Annotated in this window: 19 protein-coding genes; all 19 read left to right on the top strand. The window is 34.3% G+C overall.

Annotated features, from left to right (window positions below; genetic code table 11):
• Nucleotides 1-55: 55 nt before the first annotated feature.
• The 19 genes from dprA (at nt 56) to ACZ446_RS07495 (ending at nt 22628) form a co-directional block, all read left to right on the top strand.
• On the top strand, nt 56-1198 hold the full coding sequence (gene dprA, locus ACZ446_RS07585) for a DNA-processing protein DprA (protein WP_464391981.1): 1143 nt from the start codon (nt 56-58) through the stop codon (nt 1196-1198).
• Nucleotides 1199-1261: 63 nt separating this feature from the next.
• Entirely contained in the window at nt 1262-1750 is a 489-nt protein-coding gene (locus ACZ446_RS07580; protein ID WP_464391980.1) for a DUF494 family protein, read from the top strand.
• 24 nt (nt 1751-1774) lie between these two features.
• Nucleotides 1775-3853 (top strand): type I DNA topoisomerase, encoded by a 2079-nt coding sequence (topA, locus tag ACZ446_RS07575; protein ID WP_464391979.1) that lies wholly within the window; start codon nt 1775-1777, stop codon nt 3851-3853.
• A gap of 298 nt (nt 3854-4151) precedes the next feature.
• Nucleotides 4152-4721: an ATP-dependent protease subunit HslV gene (gene hslV, locus ACZ446_RS07570; RefSeq protein ID WP_464391978.1), complete on the top strand. Its 570-nt coding sequence runs from the start codon at nt 4152-4154 to the stop codon at nt 4719-4721.
• On the top strand, nt 4693-6090 hold the full coding sequence (gene hslU / locus ACZ446_RS07565; protein WP_464391977.1) for an ATP-dependent protease ATPase subunit HslU: 1398 nt from the start codon (nt 4693-4695) through the stop codon (nt 6088-6090). Before hslV ends, hslU begins: the two co-directional genes overlap by 29 nt.
• Before the next feature lie 28 nt (nt 6091-6118).
• Nucleotides 6119-6901 carry a GTP-sensing pleiotropic transcriptional regulator CodY gene (gene codY, locus ACZ446_RS07560; RefSeq protein WP_464391976.1) on the top strand — a complete coding sequence of 261 codons (783 nt, stop codon included), beginning with the start codon at nt 6119-6121 and terminating at the stop codon, nt 6899-6901.
• Between the two features lie 229 nt (nt 6902-7130).
• A complete protein-coding gene (gene rpsB / locus ACZ446_RS07555) occupies nt 7131-7868 on the top strand; it encodes a 30S ribosomal protein S2 (RefSeq protein ID WP_464391975.1) in 738 nt (245 codons plus the stop codon).
• 165 nt (nt 7869-8033) lie between these two features.
• Nucleotides 8034-8933: a translation elongation factor Ts gene (tsf, locus tag ACZ446_RS07550; protein ID WP_464391974.1), complete on the top strand. Its 900-nt coding sequence runs from the start codon at nt 8034-8036 to the stop codon at nt 8931-8933.
• Nucleotides 8934-9048: 115 nt separating this feature from the next.
• A complete protein-coding gene (pyrH, locus tag ACZ446_RS07545; RefSeq protein ID WP_464391973.1) occupies nt 9049-9768 on the top strand; it encodes a UMP kinase in 720 nt (239 codons plus the stop codon).
• A 26-nt stretch (nt 9769-9794) separates the two neighbouring features.
• On the top strand, nt 9795-10352 hold the full coding sequence (frr, locus tag ACZ446_RS07540) for a ribosome recycling factor (RefSeq protein ID WP_464391972.1): 558 nt from the start codon (nt 9795-9797) through the stop codon (nt 10350-10352).
• 3 nt (nt 10353-10355) lie between these two features.
• Complete coding sequence (locus ACZ446_RS07535) at nt 10356-10574, top strand: hypothetical protein (RefSeq protein WP_464391971.1); 219 nt, start codon at nt 10356-10358, stop codon at nt 10572-10574.
• Nucleotides 10575-10625: 51 nt separating this feature from the next.
• Nucleotides 10626-11345, top strand: a complete 720-nt coding sequence (locus ACZ446_RS07530) for an isoprenyl transferase (protein WP_464391970.1) — start codon at nt 10626-10628, stop codon at nt 11343-11345.
• On the top strand, nt 11338-12147 hold the full coding sequence (locus tag ACZ446_RS07525) for a phosphatidate cytidylyltransferase (RefSeq protein ID WP_464391969.1): 810 nt from the start codon (nt 11338-11340) through the stop codon (nt 12145-12147). The genes ACZ446_RS07530 and ACZ446_RS07525 overlap by 8 nt, the downstream gene beginning before the upstream one ends.
• Before the next feature lie 5 nt (nt 12148-12152).
• Nucleotides 12153-13214 (top strand): sporulation integral membrane protein YtvI, encoded by a 1062-nt coding sequence (gene ytvI, locus ACZ446_RS07520; RefSeq protein WP_464391968.1) that lies wholly within the window; start codon nt 12153-12155, stop codon nt 13212-13214.
• Nucleotides 13215-13240: 26 nt separating this feature from the next.
• Nucleotides 13241-14389 carry a 1-deoxy-D-xylulose-5-phosphate reductoisomerase gene (locus tag ACZ446_RS07515; protein WP_464391967.1) on the top strand — a complete coding sequence of 383 codons (1149 nt, stop codon included), beginning with the start codon at nt 13241-13243 and terminating at the stop codon, nt 14387-14389.
• Entirely contained in the window at nt 14380-15456 is a 1077-nt protein-coding gene (rseP, locus tag ACZ446_RS07510) for an RIP metalloprotease RseP (protein WP_464391966.1), read from the top strand. The genes ACZ446_RS07515 and rseP overlap by 10 nt, the downstream gene beginning before the upstream one ends.
• Nucleotides 15457-15508: 52 nt before the next feature.
• Nucleotides 15509-16561 carry a flavodoxin-dependent (E)-4-hydroxy-3-methylbut-2-enyl-diphosphate synthase gene (gene ispG, locus ACZ446_RS07505; protein ID WP_464391965.1) on the top strand — a complete coding sequence of 351 codons (1053 nt, stop codon included), beginning with the start codon at nt 15509-15511 and terminating at the stop codon, nt 16559-16561.
• Between the two features lie 105 nt (nt 16562-16666).
• Nucleotides 16667-18373: a proline--tRNA ligase gene (locus tag ACZ446_RS07500; protein ID WP_464391964.1), complete on the top strand. Its 1707-nt coding sequence runs from the start codon at nt 16667-16669 to the stop codon at nt 18371-18373.
• Nucleotides 18374-18401: 28 nt separating this feature from the next.
• Entirely contained in the window at nt 18402-22628 is a 4227-nt protein-coding gene (locus ACZ446_RS07495; protein WP_464391963.1) for a PolC-type DNA polymerase III, read from the top strand.
• Nucleotides 22629-22700: the final 72 nt, after the last annotated feature.

Below are 22700 nucleotides of genomic sequence, written 5' to 3'. Positions count from 1 at the left end.
ATTTGCTATTAACATTTTTTGGATATATACTATAGATAAAACAAGGAGGTAAATTATGGATATTAATTCTCTGACAATTATTTTTTTAAATAAAATTAGTGGTTTTGGTCCTAAAACTATTGAGAATCTGATTATAAACTTAAAAGATCTAAAAAATATTTGGCAGCTTGGTGATCAGGATTTAAAAAAATTAGGTCTAAAAAGTTCCCAAATTCAAGAATTTAATAAATGTAGAAGTCAATTTAATCCAAAAAAAATTCAGGCTGAACTGGAAAATAAAAATATTGAATATTTAACTCTTTATAATGAAAATTACCCGCAGAAGTTAAGAAATATCTATGATCCGCCTCCAGTTATTTTTTATAAAGGAAGTTTAAATTTTCAGCTGCCTGGAGTTGCCATCATAGGTTCCAGAAATTCTACTGTTTATGGTAGAAAAATAGCAGCTAGAACTGCAGCAGAGTTAGCAAAAATGGGAATAAATATAATTAGCGGTTTAGCAAACGGGATAGATGGTACTGCTCATAAAGGTGCATTATCTGTCGAAGCTGGAATAACAACTGCTGTATTAGGTAATGGCTTTGATTATATATACCCCTCTCAGAACAATATTTTGTCTCAAAAAATTGCTGATAGTGGTTTGATGCTGACAGAATTTAATCCAGAAATTCCACCTAGAGCCCAGAATTTTCCCAGGAGAAATAGAATTATTAGTGCTTTAGCAGATTTGATATTAGTAGTAGAAGCTGGAGATAAAAGTGGAACTTTAATTACAGTTGATTATGCTCTGGAGCAGGGAAAAGATATTATGGCTGTACCAGCAAATATTGATAGGCCTAATTCGGTTGGCTGCAATAAGCTTATCAAAAAGGGAGCAGCTATTTTTACAAAAGTTAGTGATATTACCGATTATCTTAATCAATATCTGCAGCAAGAGGAAGATGAAAATAACTTTTTAGAAAATAAAAAGCTGATCAATAAAGTATATCCTGATTTAAATTATGATGAAATAAAAATTTTAAAACTTTTTCAACATGAGATAGAAATTTATTATGATGATTTAATCAAATTAAGTAATTTGACTACAGAAAAAGTGGATAGAATTCTGGTAAAATTAGAGCTGATGAATATTATAATTAGATTAAAAGGAAAAAAATATCAGTTTAAGGGTTTACAAAATCTACTTAAACCAATATAATAATATACTAGTTAAAGATTTTCTTAAAGTAGGGAGGCCTAGAGGCAGAAATGCCAGAATAATATGAATAAAAAAGTTATAGAGATTTTAAGTATATTAATTCATAAGATGCTAAATGATGTAGATTTATGGGAAGAGCAGGAGGATATAGTAATAGAACTTGAAGACAAGGGACATACTATTGAAAACATCAGTGAAGCATTTGATATTCTATTTAGTGAAGTAATTTCTGTTAGCGATAGTGACTATTATATAGATCGAGAAATGAACAGTGGTTATAATCGCGTATTTACAAAAGTAGAAAATTTTTATTTCACTAAAGAAATGAAAACTATAATTTTAAAGCTCAATGCAATGGGAGTTTTGAGTGCAGATGAGTTGGAAATTATAATTTTTAGAATGTTTCAGCTGGCTGCTGCTAATAATTTAGAAACAGATCTTGTCTGGGAAATAATTAATGATGTCGTAGATGATTCTGAATTATTAATGACAATTTCGGCTGAATTTAATGAATTTAACAGTGGTTTATTAAAACAACAGAGAGTAAACTAAGAGTTTACTGGAGGTATAAATTTAATGGCAAAGAAAAAAAAGAACCTGGTGATTGTAGAGTCACCTGCAAAAGCAAAGACAATCAAGAAATTTTTAGGAAGAAATTATAAGGTAGAAGCTTCGATGGGCCATGTTAGAGACTTACCCAAAAGTAAATTAGGTATTGACCTGGAAGATGATTTTGAACCAAATTATATTACAATTAGGGGTAAGGGTAAGACATTAAATAAATTAAGAAAAGCTGCTAAAAAAAGTGATGAAGTTTTTCTTGCAACTGACCCGGACCGTGAGGGAGAAGCTATTTCCTGGCATCTAGCTTATGCCTTGAAATTATCAGATGCAGAAAATAATCGGATAGAATTTAATGAAATTACTAAAACAGCAATTAAAAACGCAATAAAAAATCCGCGTACAATTAATAAAGACTTAGTAGATGCACAACAGGCTCGTAGATTATTGGACCGCATAGTTGGTTATCGCCTAAGTCCTTTGTTATGGAAAAAAGTCCGCAAAGGTTTGAGTGCAGGCCGAGTTCAGTCTGTAGCTGTTAGGATAATTTGCGAGAGAGAAGAAGAAATAAGAAATTTTGAAGAAGAAGAATATTGGAGTCTTGAAATTGAGTTAAAAAATGAAGCCGGAGAAGTAATTAAGGCAGATTTATATCGAATTGATAATAAAAAATTCAATCTAGAAAGTAAAGAAGAAACAGATCAGGTAATAGAAGATATAAAAAATGAAGAGTTTGAAATAATAAAGGTTAAAAAAAGAAAAAGAAGAAGAAATCCGAAGTCTCCTTTTACAACTTCAACCCTTCAGCAGCGTGCTTCTAATAAACTTAACTATACAGCTAAAAAGACTATGTATTTAGCCCAGCAGCTTTATGAAGGTATAGATGTTGGTAGTGAAGGGACAGTTGGTCTGATTTCTTATATTAGAACTGATAGCACAAGGCTTTCTAATGAAGCAAAAAATGGTGCAAAAGATTATATTTTAAATAAATTTGGAGATAAGTTCTTAAAAAGTTCTAAGAAAAAATCTAAAAATAATTCTAATGCTCAGGATGCTCATGAGGCTATCAGGCCTACTGATACTCAGAGAACACCTGAAAAAATGAAACAATATCTTTCAAAAGATCAGTTTAAATTATATGATTTAATCTGGAAAAGATTTGTTGCCAGTCAGATGAGTCCAGCTCTTTATGAAAGTATTTCGGCTCAATTTAAAGCTGGAGATAAATATAAATTTAGAGTTAGTGGTTCTCGTCTCCTATTTCCGGGGCATTTAATTTTAACTGGAAAAGAAAAAGAAGATGACATTGATCTTCCAGTTTTAAATGAAGGTGATATATATTCTTTAGTTAAAACAAATCCTGAACAGCATTTTACCACTCCACCTCCCAGATATTCTGAGGCAACACTGGTAAAAACACTGGAAGAAGAGGGAATAGGTCGTCCAAGTACTTATGCTCCAACCCTTTCTACAATTGAATCTAGAGATTATGTAGAAAAGGAAGGGAGATATTTTAAACCGACAGAACTTGGAGAAACAGTGACTGAATTATTAACCGAATATTTTCCTGATGTCACAGATATAGAATTCACAGCTGATTTAGAAAAAAGACTTGACGAAATTGAAAAAGGAAATGAAAATTGGAAAAAAATCTTAAGAGACTTCTATGAACCTTTCTTTAATCGCTTGGAAAATGCAAGAGAAAATATGGAAAGTGTTCAAATTGTTGAAGAAACAGATGAAGTTTGTGAAAAATGCGGTAGTCCCATGGTTGTTAAATATGGTCGTTATGGTAAATTTTTGGCCTGCTCGAGTTATCCGGAATGTAAAAACACCAAACCTTATCTTATAAAAACAGGTGTTGATTGCCCGGAATGTGAGGATGGAGAAATTATTGAGAGAACATCCAAAAAGGGTAGAACTTTTTATGGCTGCAGTAATTATCCAGATTGTAATTTTATGAGCTGGAATAAACCTGTTAAAAAGCCATGTCCCGAATGCGGTAGTTTAATGGTGGAAAAAACCACTAAAGCCAAAGGTAAACATTATAAATGTACTAACAAAGAATGTGGACATACTGAAAAAGCAGATTAATTATTGTATCTTTTAGATTATTTAGCTTTCTCCAATTTTCTTATTTATTTAGAATTTTGGGGGAAGCTTTAAAAATTTATTTTGCGAAAGCGTTTTCGATAATCAGACAATTATAACTAATATAACAGTGCTTTCAAAATATAAACTTTTAAAATATATATGAAAAATATTGTGAATCTAAGAGCAAAAACTTGACTTTTTTTATTAAAACATGTTAATATAAACAAAATAGATTAAAATATTTTGAATCATGTGACAATTTAAAAAATATAAGATTATAAGTAAAGGAGGTTCTAAATTGTCAATTACAGATTTTGAAGCAACTACTATAGTTGCTGTAAAACATAATGGTTGTACAGCCTTAGCTGGAGATGGCCAGGTAACACTTGGTAATACAGTTATGAAAAGTACAGCCAGAAAAGTCAGAAGATTATATAATGGCAAAATTTTAGCTGGATTCGCCGGAACATCTGCAGATGCCTTTACCCTTTTTGAGAAATTCGAAGGGAAATTAGAGGAATACCATGGAAGTCTGCAGCGGGCAGCAGTTGAGCTGGCCAAAGAATGGCGGACAGATAAAATTTTGAGAAAACTTGAAGCTTTGCTAATTGTTGCAGATCTGGATGAAATCCTTATTATTTCAGGTAATGGTGATGTGATTGAACCTGATGGCGATATTTCTGCTATTGGTTCAGGTGGCCCTTATGCAAGAGCGGCTGCTACAGCTTTATCAAACCATGCTCAAGACCTGAATGCCGGGGATATAGCCAGTGAAGCACTCAAAATAGCGGCTTCTATTTGTATTTATACCAATGAAAATATTACTTTAGAGGAGTTAAATGGAGGTGAGTCTGAAGCAGGTGAATAATCAACTAACACCAAAAGAAATCGTTGCTGAACTAGATAAATATATAATTGGACAGAATAAGGCTAAAAAATCAGTGGCAATAGCTCTAAGAAATAGATATAGAAGGAAACTGGTAAAGGATGAGATGAAGGATGAAATTATTCCAAAAAACATTCTAATGATTGGACCAACCGGTGTTGGTAAGACTGAGATTGCACGCAGACTTGCTAAGATTGCCAGAGCTCCTTTTATAAAGATAGAAGTTACTAAATTCACTGAAGTTGGTTATGTAGGTCGTGATGTAGAATCAATGATTAGAGACCTTACAGAATCAGCAATTAGAATGGTCAGAGAAGAAAAAATGGAAGAAGTTGAAATCGAGGCAGAAAAGCAGGCTATTCAAAGAATTGTAAATAAAATGCTGCCCGGTAAAGGTAAAAAAAATGATGACTATTATTCTAATTTAGTTGATGATATTAATAGAACGAGTGAAAATGTGGATGATCGAATAGCTGCCCGCAGAAAAAGAATGTACAACAGGATTAAAGAGGGCAAGCTGGATGATCAAAAAATAGAAATTGAAGTTGAAGAAAGTAATACTCAAATGATGGAAGTCTTTTCTGGTTCAGGTGTAGAAGAGATGGGTATTAACTTTCAGGATATGTTAGGAAATATTTTTCCAAATAAAAAACAGAAGAAAAAAGTTACTATTGCTCAGGCCAAAGAAATGTTGAAAGATGAAGAAGCTCAAAAGCTGATCGATATGGACCAGGTTAAAGCTGAAGCAATAGAAAAGGTTGAAGAAGATGGAATTATCTTTTTAGATGAGATTGATAAGATTGCCGGTAGAGAATCAAATTCTGGCCCAGAAGTATCAAGACAGGGTGTACAGAGAGATATTCTGCCGATTGTCGAAGGTTCAACTGTAAGCACAAAACATGGTTCAGTAAAAACTGATCACATTCTTTTTATTGCTGCAGGAGCCTTTCATGTTTCTTCACCAGCAGATCTGATACCTGAACTGCAGGGGAGATTCCCACTGAGAGTCAATTTAGACAGCCTCAGCCGGGAAAATTTCAAAGATATACTCTTACTACCCCAGAACTCTCTGGTCAAGCAGTATAAGGCTTTATTAGAGACTGAGGGCATAACTATCAACTTCACAGAAGATGCTGTCGAAGAAATATCAAGTTTTGCTTATGATATTAATGAAGAAACAGAAAACATTGGAGCCAGAAGATTGCATACAATTATGGAAAAACTATTAGAAGATCTTTCTTTTGAAGCTCCAGGTATGGAACGCGAAGAAATAGAAATAAATGTTGACTATGTAAATGATAAGTTAAAAGATGTTGTTGCAGATAAAGACCTAAGTAAATATATTTTATAATTTAAAACTGAAAATGGAGGAGATAACAATGGGTAGTTTATTAGAAAAAAGTAGAAAAATTAACCGATTATTACAGAGAACAGGTGGAAACGCAGTTGATTTTGTTGATATGGCTTATGTTTTAAAAGAAGCAGTACAGTGTAACATTTATGTGACAAGTAAAAAAGGAAAGATTTTAGGTTACAGCCTTTTAGATGATTTTGAATGTGATATTATGGAAGAAGCAGTTATTGATCAGGGAGAATTTCCTGAAGACTATAACAAAGGCTTATTAAGAATTAGAGAAACAAAGTCAAATATTGAACAAAAAGATGGTAAGTGTGTTTTTGCTGATGGTGAGGACTGCTTATTTGAAGATAAGTTAACAACAATTGTACCTGTTGTTGGTGGTGGAGATAGATTAGGAACCTTAGTTCTTGCTCGTTATGGCTCTGCCTTTACAGATGAGGATTTAGTTCTGGCAGAATATGGAGCAGCAGTTGTTGGAATGGAAATTCTGCGTTCCCGTAGTGAAAGAATAGAAAAGGAAGCTCGTAAAAAAGCAGCGGTTCAAATTGCAATTGATACTCTATCTTATTCCGAATTAGAAGCGATTGAACATATTTTTGAGGAATTAGATGGAGAAGAAGGATTATTAGTAGCAAGTAAGGTAGCAGATAGAGTTGGTATCACCAGATCTGTTATTGTTAATGCTTTACGTAAATTTGAAAGTGCAGGTGTAATTGAGTCTCGTTCATTAGGAATGAAGGGAACATACATCAAAGTTCTCAATGACAATTTATTAGAAGAATTAGAAAAACTAAAAGCATAAAATGATAATTGTTGATTTAACAGGCTCCTCAATTAGATGAGGAGTCTTTTTTTCTATTAGAGAAAAATTATTTTCATAAAAAGCCTTGATTAAGTTTCAAGTCTATGGTATACTTTTTTGTGGCAAAATACACACGACAGTTGATCTAAATGCTGGTGCTGTATTTAATACAGTTGTGTTTAGAGTTGATGCTGTCGGAGGCTAAAACCAGAAAGGAGGTGCAGGAGTTATGTCAGTTGTAAACATGAAACAACTCCTCGAATCGGGTGTTCATTTTGGTCATCAGACTAAAAGATGGAACCCAAAGATGAAACCATATATTTTCACCGAAAGAAATGGGATTTACATTATTGACCTACAGCAGACAGTTAAGTTAATTGACGATGCATATAATTTCGTTAAGGATCAGGCTGCTGAAGGTAAAAATGTACTGTTCGTTGGAACAAAGCGTCAGGCACAGGAAACTGTTAAAAAAGAAGCTGAAAGATGCGGAATGCCTTATGTTAATCAGCGCTGGTTAGGTGGTATGTTAACTAACTACCATACTATTAAGAAGCGTATTGACCGCTTAGAAGAAATCGAGCAGATGGAAGAAGAAGGTATTTTTGAAGTTCTTCCTAAAAAAGAGGTTATCGAGTTAAACAAAGAACACGATAAACTTCAGAGATTCCTCGGTGGAATTAGAGATATGAATGGTTTACCAGATGTAATCTTTATCACAGATGCAAGAAAAGAAGATATCGCAGTTTCAGAAGCTAGAAAACTTGATATCCCAATTGTATCAATCTTAGATACAAACTGTGATCCAGATCTGATAGATTATGTCATTCCTGGTAATGATGATGCTATTAGAGCTGTCAAATTGATTACCAGTGTTATTTCTGATGCAGTACTTGCTGGAAAGCAGGGCAAACAGGAAGCTGAAGTTAAACAAGAAGCTGAAGCTGAAGAAAATACTGCTGAATAAATTAAGAACTTATAAAAAGCGCTGGTGAAGTTTTAAGCTTTGCAGCGCTTTTTTTCTAGCATAATTGTAATTATTAACTAAATTATTAGATTATAATTTCAAAGATCTTGGTTTAAAAATATTTAATTTAAGTTTTATAAGTTACTATAAGGAGGTTATTTATAAATGGGCGTTACAATGAAAGATATAAAAGAACTTCGTTCCCGCACAGGTGCAGGTGTTCTTGACTGCAAAAAGGCATTAAACGAAGTGGATGGCGATATTGAAGCTGCTGTCGAATATTTGAGAGAAAAAGGAATGGCAGCTGCTGCTAAAAAAGCCGGTCGTATTGCTGCTGAAGGTTTAGTAAGTTTAAATATCACTGATGACCGCAAAAAAGGTATACTGGTTGAAGTTAACTCTGAAACTGACTTTGTGGCTAAAAATGATCAGTTCCAGAACCTAGTAGCTGATATTTCCGAGCATATTATGCAGAGTGATGCAGAAGAGGTAGAAGCTATTGAAAAGGAAAACTGGTATAAAGATGAGAGCCAGACAGTTAATGATGTAATCAAAGCTGCTATTGCAAGCATTGGTGAAAATATCAACTTAAGAAGATTTAAGAAAGTGGAAACTGATGGATATTTATTTGGATATATTCATTTAGGTGGAAAAATTGGTGTTTTAGTAGAATTTGCTAATGAATTTGATGATTCAAAAGCTCAGACTGCTAAAGATGTTGCAATGCATATTGCTGCTATTAATCCAGAATTCTTAGATCGTGACTCTGTAGATGCAGAAGCAATTGAAAAAGAAAAGAAAATTTATAGAGAACAAATGTTAAACGAAGGTAAGCCAGAGCATATTCTTGATCAAATTATTGAAGGTAAAATCAATAAATATTATACTCAGGTTTGTCTTTTAGAGCAGCCTTTTGTTAGAGATGATGAAAAAACTGTTGCAGAAATATTATCAGAAAATGATATGGAAGTTAAACAGTTTACACGCTTCGAAATTGGTGAAGGTATTGAAAAGAAAGAAGAAGACTTTGCCGCTGAAGTTGCTGCCATGACAAAAAATCAATAATAATTAAAAAAGGAGAGCACTGGCGAGAGTGTTCTCTTTTTTTAAGTAAATTTGTTTTTAAAAAAGGAATTAGCTAAAAATTGAAGAATAATATTTAATGGAGGTTAATTATATAATGACAGAGAAACCAGTTTATTCAAGAATACTGCTTAAAATTAGTGGAGAAGCACTTGCCGGTGATAATGGCTTTGGGATTGATCCTGAAATGATCAAAAAAATTGCTTCAGAAATCAGTGATGTTGTAAAATCTACAAATGTTGAAATGGCAGTTGTAGTTGGTGGTGGTAACATATTTAGAGGTATAGCAGGAAGTGCAAAAGGTATGGACAGAGGTACAGCAGATTACATGGGGATGCTGGCAACTGTAATCAATGCTTTAGCACTCCAGGATGCTGTAGAAAAACATGATATTGAGACCAGAGTTCAGTCAGCAATCGAAATGCGTCAAATTGCAGAACCTTATATTCGCCGTCGAGCAATTAGACATTTAGAAAAAGGAAGAGTGGTTATCTTTGCTGCCGGTACAGGAAACCCATTTTTCTCAACTGACACCACAGCAGCACTCAGGGCAGCTGAAATTTCTGCTGATGCAATTTTAATGGCTAAGAATGTAGATGGTATTTATGATTCTGATCCTGCAGTTAACGAAAATGCACAGAAACATGAAACTTTATCCTACATTGATTTATTAAATAACTCTCTGCGGGTTATGGATTTTACAGCTGTTTCATTATGTATGGATAATAAAATACCCTTAAAAGTATTTGCGGTTAAAAAAGAAGGCAATATTAAGCGGGTATTACTTGGCGAAGATATTGGAACTTCTGTTAGTTAATTATTAAATCTGAGGAGGCCAAATTTATGTTTAGAGAGGTAATGAAAGAAACAGAAACAAAGATGCAGAAAACATTAGAAAAAACAAAGGAAGATTTAAATACCATTAGAACTGGTAGAGCCAGACCCTCATTAGTTGAAAACATTAAAGCTAATAACTATGGTGTAGCAACTCCAATCCAGCAGATGGCAAAGGTTTTTGCTCCAGAAGCAAGACAGATTGTAATCGAGCCCTGGGATAAAAATAATATTGAAGCAATTGAAAAAGCTATCATGCAGGAGAACTTAGGTCTTAACCCCAGTAATGATGGTAGTGTAATTAGAATTAATATCCCCCAGTTAACAGAAGAAAGAAGAAAAGAACTTGTAAAGATCCTGCATGAAAAAGCAGAAAAAGGTAGAATTGCTATTCGTGGTATCAGAAGAGACTCTAACGAAGAATTAGAAATGTTAGAAGACGAAGGAGAAATCTCTGAAGACAATATGCACCGAGGTCTGGACAATGTTCAGGAGTTAACTGATGAGTATATTGGTAAATTAAATGACATAGTTGAGAGAAAAGAAGAAGAGATAATGGAAGTCTAAGCTATGGAATTGGAAATTAATAAATTTTTAGCTTCTCCACTAGAAAAAGCAGTTAATTTTTTTAAAAAAGAACAGCTTGATTATGAATTGAAAGAGATTAAACCTCCATACAAAAACAAGGATAATCTTAAAAAAAGTGGAACTAAAAGAGTACTTAAAATAGAAAAAGATGCTGATAACGGTTTTTATTTAATAACCTGGTCTTTTCAATATAACAGCTAATTTATGCCCCCTATTTTAGGGGGTAATTAATTAATTGGAAGGGATGATTTAATGAATACCCCTAAAAACATTGCAATAATTATGGATGGTAATGGCCGCTGGGCACAAAAACAGAATAAAAACAGAAGTGCCGGTCATAAAGAGGGTGTTAAAACCTTAAAAAAAATAGTAAAAGCTGCAGCTGATCTAAAGGTTGAGTCATTAACTGTATATGCTTTTTCAACAGAAAACTGGAAAAGACCAAAAGCAGAAGTAGATTTTTTATTAACCCTAATGAGAAGAACTATGCGTAATGAGGTAGAAGAGCTGCTTGCAAATGGAGTTAAAGTCAATTTTATTGGTCGAAAAGATGCATTGTCGGAAAATTTAATTAATGAAATTGATCAGATTGAAAAACGTTCTCTTGAAAATAGAAAGCTAACTTTAAATATTGCTTTTAATTACGGAGGTCGAGCAGAAATTATAGATTCTGCTAAAAAGATTGCTGAAGCTTATAAAAATAATGAAATCAAACTTGAGCAATTAGATGAAAATAATTTTTCTAATTTTTTATATAACAGTCAGCTGCAGGATGTAGAACTTTTAATTAGGACTGGTGGCGATATGCGCTTGAGCAACTTTTTGCTCTGGCAGTCAGCTTATGCTGAATTATATTTTACTGATAAATTTTGGCCTGATTTTGAAGCTGAAGATTTAATTAAAGCTATTGAAGAATTTAAGCAAAGAGAGAGAAGATTTGGCGGCCTAAATGATGGTGATAATAATGCTTAAAAAAAGAATTATTAGTGCTATTATTGGAATTTTATTATTAATATTTTTAGTTTTTGCTGGTTCACTTCCATTTTTTATAACTGTCAGTATAATAACTGTACTTGCTGTTAGGGAATACAGCAGAATGCTTAAAATTAAGTCGAAAGGGCTGCTGACAATACTTGCTTTAGCTTCTGTACTTATTGTTTTTAATGCTTATTTAATTTCAAATGACCTTAATTTTTTGCCATATGGAATTATATTTTTTATTATAATATTTACCCTTTATATTTATCATTTACATAACTATGAAGAAAAAAACTTTATTAACAATCTAAGTTATCAGCTTTTCTCAATTATTTATATTGGTGGTGGCTTATCATTTGCAGTTTTTTTAAGAGATATTAATCAGGAACCTTTTCTAAATACGGCTGCCTTATGGTTGGTTTTAATTGCTACCTGGTTGACAGATTCTGGTGCCTATTTTGTCGGTAAAAAATTTGGTAAAAAATCAATGGCTCCCGTAATAAGTCCTAATAAAACTATTGCAGGAGCAGTTGGGGGAGTACTAACAACAGCTGTTTTCATAATTGGTTCAGCCTATATTTTAGATATTCTCAATATATATTATGTTATTTTTGCCTTTCTATTCCCTGGAGTAGCAATCATGGGAGATTTATTTGAATCATGTATTAAAAGAAATTTTGGTGTTAAAGATACGGGGACAATTATTCCCGGTCATGGTGGAATTTTAGATAGGTTTGATAGTTTTATTTTCACAGCACCTTTCACATATTATTTCATTATTTTATTTTTGGGGTGAATTAAATGTTAATAGATAAGTGGTACACTAAATATTTTTTAATGTTTTTATTTTTGTTATTGAGTTTAGTGATTTTAGAGCATGTTTTTATTTATTTTACCCCATTTATTATTGCTGCTGTGATTGCCAGTTTGATCAATCCGATAGTCGACTATTTGGATCAAAAGGTTCCGATTCATCGGGGTTTTATTGTAGTTGCAGTTCTAATTTTAGTGGTAGTTATTTTAGTTACAATGATCATTATTGGTGGAGCTCAGGGATATTTAGAATTAAATAGACTGCTTCGTAATTTACCGGACTATCGTTCTATCGATTCTCAAATCAACTGGATTTCTGAACAGAATGAGCAGCTGGAAACTTTTATGGAAAACTGGGAAATATCTGATGCTGTCAAAGATGCTATTAACAGCAATCTTCAGCTTTTATATAATGGAATTAGAGATGCTCTGGTGTCTGTAATTAATTCAGTTTTAGATTTCTTGACAAAACTGCCCAGTATGCTGATGATTCTCTTTATTGCTTTTATTGCTACATTTTTTATCAGCAGAGATCGAGATAGTATTAAGACATTTCTAATCAATATTTTTCCTGAAGATATTCAGCCTAAAATTGCTAATGTTTTTACTCAGCTAAACAGGTCTGCAGTTGGTTATATTAGAGCAATGTTAATTTTAATTTCAATAAGTGGTTTAGTAGCTGGAACCGGTGTCAAATTAATGGGCAACCAGTATGCCTTAATTGTTGGGGCGGCAGCTGCAATTTTAGATTTAATACCAATTATTGGGCCAGCTCTATTATTTTATCCCTGGATTGCCATTTCAATAATATTTGGCAACTTTTCTCAGGCTTTTTCACTTTTTTTACTCCATTTGTTTTTAGCCGGGGTTCGTTCAGCCTCAGAAGGAAAAATTATGGGTAAAAACTTAGGCCTCCATCCTTTAGCAACTATGACCGCTCTTTTTTCAGGTTATAGGATCTTAGGAGCAATTGGTTTTGTAGTAGGGCCAACTTTTTTAGTTATTATTAAGGCAATTGTGGATTCGGATTTAATTGATATCAAAAAATAAATTTTATGATTTTTAGAGGTGAAAAAATGAAAGAGATAACAATTCTTGGTTCTACAGGTTCAATTGGATGCCAGACTTTAGAAGTTGTTGATAGTTTAAAAGACTGGAAGGTTAAATCTTTAACCGCATATAAAAATATTGAGCTTCTGAACCAGCAGATTGAAAAATATCAGCCAGAATTTGTAGTCGTTGTTGACGAAAAAGCGGCTTCTGCTTTAAAAGCTGAGCTGAAAAATAAAAAAATAGAAGTTTTAACCGGCAAGGAAAACCTAAAAACAGCAGCTTCTGCTGAAGTAGATCTTCTTTTAAATGCTGTAGTCGGTTTTGCTGGTTTAGAACCTTCCATTGCAGCAGCTAAAGCCGGAAACGATATTGCTCTGGCTAATAAAGAAAGTTTAGTCAGTGGTGGTTCAATTTTAACTGATTTAGTCAGCAAAAATGGTGTAAAATTATTACCAGTAGACAGTGAGCATAATGCAATATTTCAGCTTTTAAAGGGACACAGGGAAGAATTAGATCAGATTCTTTTGACTGCTTCTGGTGGTCCTTTCTTTTCCTATTCTAAAGATGAACTGGAGGGTGTATCAGTAGAAGATGCTTTAAACCATCCTAATTGGGAAATGGGAAGCAAAATAACAATTGATTCTGCCTCTCTAATGAATAAAGGTTTGGAAGTTATTGAAGCTCACTGGTTATTTAATTGTGATTATGAAAATATTAAAGTACTTGTTCATCCGCAAAGCATTGTACATTCAATGATTAGATTAGTTGACGGGACAGTTTTAGCTGAAATGGGTTCTGCAGATATGAGAATGCCAATTCAATACTGTTTAACCTACCCTGAGAGAAAAAAATCTTTGGGAGCTAGACTGGAGCTTGATAAAATAGCAGCTTTAGAATTTTTTCAGGCTGATACAGAAAAATTTCCTAATCTAAAATATGCTTATACAGCTGGGAAAGCAGGAGGGACTTATCCTGCTGTTTTAAATGCAGCTAATGAAATTGCAGTTTATAGTTTTTTAAAAGGCAAAATTCCGTTTTTAGCTTTAAGTAGAGTTGTTGCAGCAGTCTTAGACCAGCATCAAAATATTCAAGATCCCAATCTGGAAGCAGTTTTAAATGCTGATCAAGAAGCGCGTCGTTTAGCTCTGGAGGTAATTAAAGAATGGTTCTAACAATTGTTTCTTTTATTGTTGTTTTAGGTGTTTTAGTTTTTATTCATGAATTCGGCCATTATATCACTGCTAAGAAATCTGATATTATGGTCTCAGAATTTGCATTAGGTTTTGGTCCTAAGCTTCTTTCTAAACAGGTAGGTGAAACTTTATATTCTATCAGAGCAATACCTCTTGGAGGTTTTTGTAACATGGTTGGGGAATTTCCGGCTGATGATTCAATGTCAGCAGAGGAAAGAGAAGTTTACGATCAGGCGAAAGAAAAAGGACGCCTTTTTAATCAAAAGTCTCCTTTAAAAAGGCTGGCAGTAATACTAATGGGACCGATTATGAATTTCCTGCTGGCAGTTTTAATATTTATCTCGGCCTTTGCCATTTTCGGTGTACCAACTTCCACTAATGAAGCAGCTATTTTAGGAGAGGTGATTCCCGAACAACCAGCAGCAGAAGCTGGTCTGCGGGCAAACGATAAAATTCTTTCGATTAATGGCCAGGAAGTTAGTAGTTGGAATGAAATGTCCGATCTGATTCGAAAAAATTCTGAACAGGAAATTTTAATCCGTTATCAGCGTGATAATCAAATAAATGAGATTACATTAACTCCTATGTACAGTGAGGAAAGTGAGCGAGGAGTTATTGGTGTTTATCCAAAATTAATTCGAGAAAATGTTTCTTTAATCAGTGCTTTTACCTTAGGATTAGAGCAGAGTTATCAGGTTTTTAAAATGACTATTTTTGGCTTTGTCCAGATGTTTAGAGAAAGTTCTGCTGAAGATATTGGTGGTCCAATTATGATTGCTTCAATTATTGGTCAGGCTGCAAGGGTTGGTATTTTAAATGTTTTAAATTGGATGGCAATTATCAGCATCAATCTGGGTATTATTAACCTGCTGCCATTTCCAGCCTTAGATGGAGGTAGAATTTTATTTATTTTTGTTGAATTAATTAGAGGTAAACCAGTTGACCCCCGCAAAGAAAGTTATGTTCACATGCTGGGTTTTGCAATTTTAATGCTTTTAATGGTTTTCATAATTTATAATGATGTAATGCGAACTTTTTTTAACTAAAAATATTAATTTTAATCGATCATTTTTAGTCTATAATTGATAGAGGTGGATTATGTATAATAGAAGACAAACAAAGCTTGTTCATTTTTCTGAACAGCCGGTTGGGGGAGGGGCTCCAATTTCTGTTCAGTCAATGTGCAATACTAAAACAGAAAATATAGAAGCAACTGTTAAACAGATTAAGCAGCTGGAAGCAGTAGGTTGTGAGATCATCAGGGTTGCAGTACCGGATCAAAAAGCTGCTCAGGCGCTTTCTGAGATCAAAAAGAAAATAAATATTCCTCTGGTTGCAGATATTCATTTTGATTATCAACTTGCTTTAATGGCAGTAGAAAACGGAGTAGATGCACTGAGAATTAACCCAGGAAATATTGGCAGCGATCAGAAAGTGAAAGAAGTTGCTTTAGCCTGCAAAAATAATAAAATACCAATTAGAGTTGGCAGCAATTCAGGATCAATTGAAAAGGAATTATTAGAGAAATATGGTGGCCCAACTGCAGAGGCAATGGTCGAAAGTGCACTCCGTAATGTTAGGGTTTTAGAAGAAAATGACTTTTATGATATTGTTATTTCACTAAAATCAAGCCATATTTCAACAACTTTAAAGGCTTATAGGTTAATGGCTGAAAAAGTAGATTATCCGTTTCATATAGGAATTACAGAATCTGGAACTCCCTGGCGTGGTACAATTAAATCAGCTGCCGGTATTGCTTCACTTTTAACCCAGGGTTTTGGAGATACACTTAGAGTTTCATTGACAGGTGATCCGGTTGAAGAAGTTAGGGTTGGCTGGCAAATTTTAAAGTCACTGGAGCTCAGGAAAAAAGGAGTAGAAATTATCTCCTGTCCTACCTGTGGCCGGACAAATATCGACTTAATAGCTCTGGCAGAAAAAGTGGAAAAGGAATTGATGAAAATTGATAAAGACATTACAGTTGCAGTAATGGGATGTGCTGTTAATGGTCCAGGTGAAGCTAAAGAGGCTGATATTGGCGTTGCGGGTGGTATGGAAGAAGGATTAATATTTAAATCTGGTAAAATTGTTAAAAAAGTAAAAGAAGACCAGCTGCTGGACGAATTATTAAAGGAAATCAAAAAACTTTAAGCTAAAACTTCAAATTTAAGCGAAATAATAAAAGCAGCTTTAAAACTAAAATTTTATAATAAAAATATCAGTAAGTTATTTGAACAGAAATAGGAGTGGTGTGAAATGCGCATGTCAAAATTATATTTACCAACATTGAAGGAAGATCCAGCGGAAGCAGAGGTAACAAGTCATAAACTAATGCTGAGAGCAGGAATGATGAGAAAACATTCTTCCGGAATTTATTCTTATCTGCCTTTGGGCTATCGAGTTATCAAAAAGATTGAAAAGATTACTAGAAAACATATGGACAATAGTGAAGCTCAGGAGGTTCTGCTGCCGGTTATGCAGACATCTGAAATCTGGAAGAATTCTAAGAGATGGGACAAATTTGGTCCTTTAATGATCAAGTTTTTGGACCGTAAAAATAGAGAATATTGTCTGGGACCAACTCATGAGGAAGTTGTAACTGATCTAGTCAGAGATGAAGTTCGTTCTTATAAAGATTTACCTTTAAATTTATATCAGATTCAGACTAAGGTCAGAGATGAGATCAGACCTCGTTTCGGTGTAATGCGCGGTCGTGAATTTATCATGAAAGATGCCTATAGTTTGGATATCGATTATTCTGGATTGGATAAAAGCTATCAGGCGATGTTTGATGCTTATGAAAGAATTTTTGCTGAATGTGGTTTAGAAGCAGTTGCAGTTGAAGCTGATACAGGAGCAATGGGAGGAAAAGATTCACACGAATTTATGGTTTTAGCTGATTCTGGAGAAGATGAAATTGCATTCTGCAGTCACTGTGATTATGCGGCAAATGTGGAAAGAGCTGTTTCAGATAAAGTTGAGATTGATTTTGAAGTGGAATCAGATTTCGAAAAAATACATACACCTGAGATTAAAACTATTGAGCAGTTAGTAGAATATTTAGAGGTTCCAGCTGCTAAAATGATTAAAGCTGTAGCGATGGTTGCTGATGGAGAAGCAGTATTAGCATTAGTTTCCGGTGAAGATGAGTTAAATGAAATCAAATTAATTAACTATCTGCAGGTAAATGAGCTGCGGCCTGCGGAAGAGGAAGAATTTGAAGAATTATTTAATAGTGTTCCCGGATTTATTGGCCCAGTTAATTTAACTGATGTTAGAATTATAGCTGACAAAAGACTTCAAAATATGTCAGGTGCTGTTGTTGGTGCTAATGAAAAAGATTACCATTTTAAAGATGTTAAAGCCGGCAGAGATTTTGAAGTTGAAGCTTTTACAGATTTGCGTTCGGTTAAAGAAGGCGAAAATTGTGCTAAATGTGATAGCGGCAAGTTGAATATCAAAGATGGTATTGAAGTTGGCCATATCTTTAAATTAGGAACCAAATATAGTGAAAATATGGGAGCAAATTATTTAGACGAAAATGGGAAAGCACAGCCAATTGTAATGGGAAGTTATGGAATTGGAATTACCCGTTTGGTAGCTGCTGCAATTGAACAAAACAATGATCAGTATGGAATTAAATGGCCCAAAGCTATTGCTCCTTACCAGATCATAATTCTTCCCTTAGGTAATGATGAATTAGTTCAGGAAAAATCTGAAGAAATTTATCAGAACTTAAAAGATCGAGGCTGGGAAGTATTAATCGATGACCGTCAGGAAAGAGCAGGAGTTAAGTTTAATGATTCAGAATTAATAGGAATTCCACTTCGTTTGACCATTGGTTCTCGTTCACTTGAAAATGGTGTTGTTGAAGCTATGATTAGGTCAACAAATGAGAAAATGGAAATCGAGTTAGATAAATTAGAAACAAAAGTTGAAGAATTATTTACAGAGATTTCTTAGGTTAACAACTCTCTGGAAGGAGTAATTAATGATAAAGGCACTAAGTTCAATTAAAGAAAACAGCTTATATAAATATTTAATCTGTGACCAGCAGAAAAAAATAGTTTATTGTATCACAGATTCTGAAAATAAAGCGGAGATAGAAAATGATTTAAATCAGAAGCTTTCATTAAAGGAGCAGGAATTTCAGTTAGAAATAATCTCAAATTTGAGTCTGAAAGAGGAATTGTTTTTAATCTGGCCGCAGATAATTAAAAACTTTGAATCATATTTTTCTTTCAGTACTAACTGGTTAAAAAGAGCCCAGCTGTTTTTAGAGAACCAGGAACTGAAAATAAAGTTAGAAACAAAAATGGCCCAAAAAAAGCTGGCTCAGCCAAAGGTAATTAACTTTTTAGAGAATAATATTGGTAAATATTTAGCAGATATAAAGAAAGTATCAGTTCATAATGGTGACTTTTTGCCTGAGATTGAAGAGAATACTGATCCAGCTAAATTTAAACAGCGTTCAGAAAGAACTGCACCTCCTACTCAAAATTATTCAAATGGTAATTCTGCAGGTGGTAATTCTTCCCGGAATAAAAGCAGAGGCGGTAAGAAAAAAGACCGCTATGGACGTGTGATTAGAGGTCAGAAAACTCACAGTTTAAAAGAATTGGATACTGAGATTCCTTCAGTGATTGTAGAAGCTGATCTTTTTGACATTGATGTCCGCCAGACTAGAAAAGGAAGTTATTTATATATATTAAAAATTACAGATTATGATAGTTCCATTTCTGCAAAATGTTTTAGTGATGACAAAGATGATTTTTTAGACAGTTTAAGCAAAGGCCAGCATCTTAAAATTAGAGGTAAGGTGGCTTTTGACCCCTACAGCAAGGAATGGGGAATCATTTTTAATGATTTAATGCCTTTAGAAAAAGAAAGGCGAATGGACCAGTCAGAAGACAAAAGAGTCGAACTTCACCTGCACACTCAGATGAGTGCAATGGACTCAGTTATTAATGTCAAAGATGTTGTTAAAAGAGCTGGTGACTGGGGTCATAAAGCAATAGCAATTACAGATCACGGTGTTGTTCAGGCCTTTCCTGATGCCTATGCTGCCGGTCAAAAACATGATGTCCAGATTATTTATGGAGTTGAAGCTTATCTAGTTGATGATGGAGAACCAATCATCAACAACCCTTATTCTGCTCAAATTGATGAGACAGAGTTTATAGTTTTTGACTTAGAAACTACCGGTCTCAATCCGTCTCAGCATGAAATAATAGAAATTGGGGCCGTTAAAATTAAGGCTGGTGAAAAGATTGATGAATTCAAGTCTTTTATCAACCCGGGAGTTAAAATACCTGCTAAAATAACTGAAATAACAGGAATCAATGACCGAATGGTTAAAGATGCCCCTGGATTAGCTGAGGTTATTAACAATTTTGTTGAATTTGCAGGTGATGGTGTACTAGTAGCCCATAATGCTGATTTTGATTATGGTTTTATCCGAACTGCTTTAGAAAAATTAGAGATTAAAAGGGATGATTATACTGTTTTAGATACTCTGGGACTTGCCAGAGCAGTAGTAAAGGATACTAAAAATTATAAACTAAATACACTTGCTGAATATTTTAATGTAGATTTAGAAAATCACCACCGAGCTTTAGATGATGCCAAAGCAACAGCCGAGATACTCAACAATTTATTAGAGCTTATTCAAGCTGATGAAACAAATAATCTTAATCAGATTAATAATTATATTTCTAAGATTGACTGGAAGGATTTAAGGCCCTTCCACGCTGTTATTTTAGCCAAAAATAAAAAAGGCCTTAAAAACTTATATAAGTTAATTTCAATTTCTCATCTGAATAATTTTTACAAAAAACCGAGAATCTTAAAGAGTATCTTACTCCAGCACCGGGAAGGTCTGCTGATTGGTTCGGCCTGTGAAGCAGGTCAGATCTATAAAGCATTTGTCAACAACAGACCAAGAAATGAAATTAAAAAAATAGCTAAGTTATATGATTATCTTGAGCTGCAGCCTCTGGGTAATAACCAATTTTTAATTCCAGATAAAGTTAATTCAAAAGAAGATTTAAAGGATATTAATAAAAAAATATACCAGCTTGGTCAGGAACTCAATAAGCCTGTTGTTGCAACTTCAGATGCTCATTTTTTAGATCCGAAAGATAGTATTTTTAGAGAAATTCTTCAGACAGGACAGGGCTTTAATGATGCAGATCAGCAGCCCCCAATTTATTATAGAACTACAGAGGAAATGCTTTCAGAATTTGCCTATTTTGGTGAGGAGACAGCAGCAGAAATTGTGATTGATAATCCAAATCAAATATTGGAGCAGATTGAAAATATTAAACCAATACCTGACGGTCTTTTCACACCTGAAATTGAAGGGGCTGAAGCGGAAATTAGAGAGATGTCTTACCAGAGGGCACATGAGTTTTATGGTGAAGAACTGCCAAAACTAGTTGTCGATCGGCTGGAAAAAGAACTTTCTTCAATTATTGAGAATGGTTTCGCTGTTATTTACTTAATCGCTCACAAACTTGTTAAGAAATCTTTGGAGGATGGCTATTTAGTAGGTTCAAGGGGATCAGTTGGCTCTTCTTTTGTGGCAACAATGACTGAAATAACTGAGGTTAACCCCTTACCACCACACTATCGCTGTCCGGAGTGTTCAAAACATGAATTTATTACTGATGGTTCAATTGGAACTGGAGTTGATTTACCGGATAAAGTCTGTCCTGATTGTGGTTGTGAATATATTAAAGATGGTTTTGATATACCTTTTGAAGTCTTTATGGGCTTTAAAGGGGATAAAGTTCCTGATATCGATCTTAATTTTTCTGGCGAATACCAGGGCAAAATTCATAAATATACTGAAGAATTCTTCGGCAGGGACTATGTTTATAAAGCAGGCACAATTTCTACAATTGCTGACCGAACAGCCTTTGGCTTTGTCAAAAATTACCTTGATGATAAGGGTATGGATGTTAAAAGGGCGGAAATTGATCGCCTGGTAGCTGGCTGTACTGGTGTGCGTAGAACTACCGGACAGCATCCAGGTGGATTGATGATTGTGCCCAAGGCCAACAGTATTTTTGATTTCAGTCCGATCCAGCATCCTGCAAATGACCAGGACACAGATATTAGAACTACCCACTTTGATTACCACTCAATTAGTGGTAGAATCTTAAAACTTGATTTACTCGGCCATGATGATCCAACATCACTCAGGCTGCTGCAGGATATGACTGGAATTGAACCAAAGGATATTCCACTTGATGACCAGGATACGATGAGTATTTTTTCTGGAACTGAGATTCTGGGGGTCGATCCGGATTTACTCGGAACGGATATTGGAACTCTTGGAATACCTGAATTTGGTACTTCCTTTGTTCAGCAGATGCTGAGAGATACCAGACCGACTACCTTTGCTGAGCTGGTTCGAATAAGTGGACTTTCCCACGGAACAGATGTCTGGTTGAATAATGCTCAGGATTTAATCAGAAAGGGAAAAGCAGAGCTGGCTGAAGTAATTTCAGTACGTGATGATATTATGAATTATCTGCTGCAGCGGGGAGTAGAACCTTCTACTGCTTTCTGGATTATGGAACATGTGCGTAAGGGTAGAGGGTTGACTGAAGATGAGGAGCAGGCAATGAGGGAAAATAATGTGCCGGAATGGTATATTGATTCCTGTAAAAAGATTAAATATATGTTTCCTAAAGCTCATGCTGCTGCTTATGTAACTATGGCTTATAGAATCGCTTATTTTAAAGTACACCATCCTGCAGCTTTTTATACCGCATATTTTTCAATTAAAGCTGATGATTTTGACGCTCAGCTGGCTTGTAATGGACGGGAGACGGTGATCAATAAAATTGAAGAACTGGAAGCTCTGGGTAATGATATGACTGCTAAAGAGAGTGGAACATTAACAGTGCTTAGGATTGTACTGGAAGCTATGATGAGGGGGATTGAATTTTTGCCGGTTGATATTTACAAATCAGCTGCTGGCAGATTCATCAAAAAAGAAGAAAATAAGCTTTTAGCACCTCTAATCAGTCTGCAGGGATTAGGAGGCAGTGCTGCTGAAAGTGTAGTTCTTGAAAGACAAAAATCAGATTTCACCTCAATTGAAGAATTATCAAACAGAACCTCACTTACTTCGACAGTGATTGAGATTTTAAGAGAACATGGCTCTTTAGATGGAATGCCTGAGAGAAATCAGCTGTCTCTTTTTTAGTTGAAATTTTTGATAGAGATCATTTGAAATATCAGGGATTTCGGAAAAAATTTAGATCTTGTTTTTTGATCC

The sequence above is a fragment of the Halanaerobium sehlinense genome (assembly GCF_055379485.1).
Note: the sequence above shows the minus strand (reverse complement) of the source record. Positions and strands in the feature narration are given on the sequence as shown.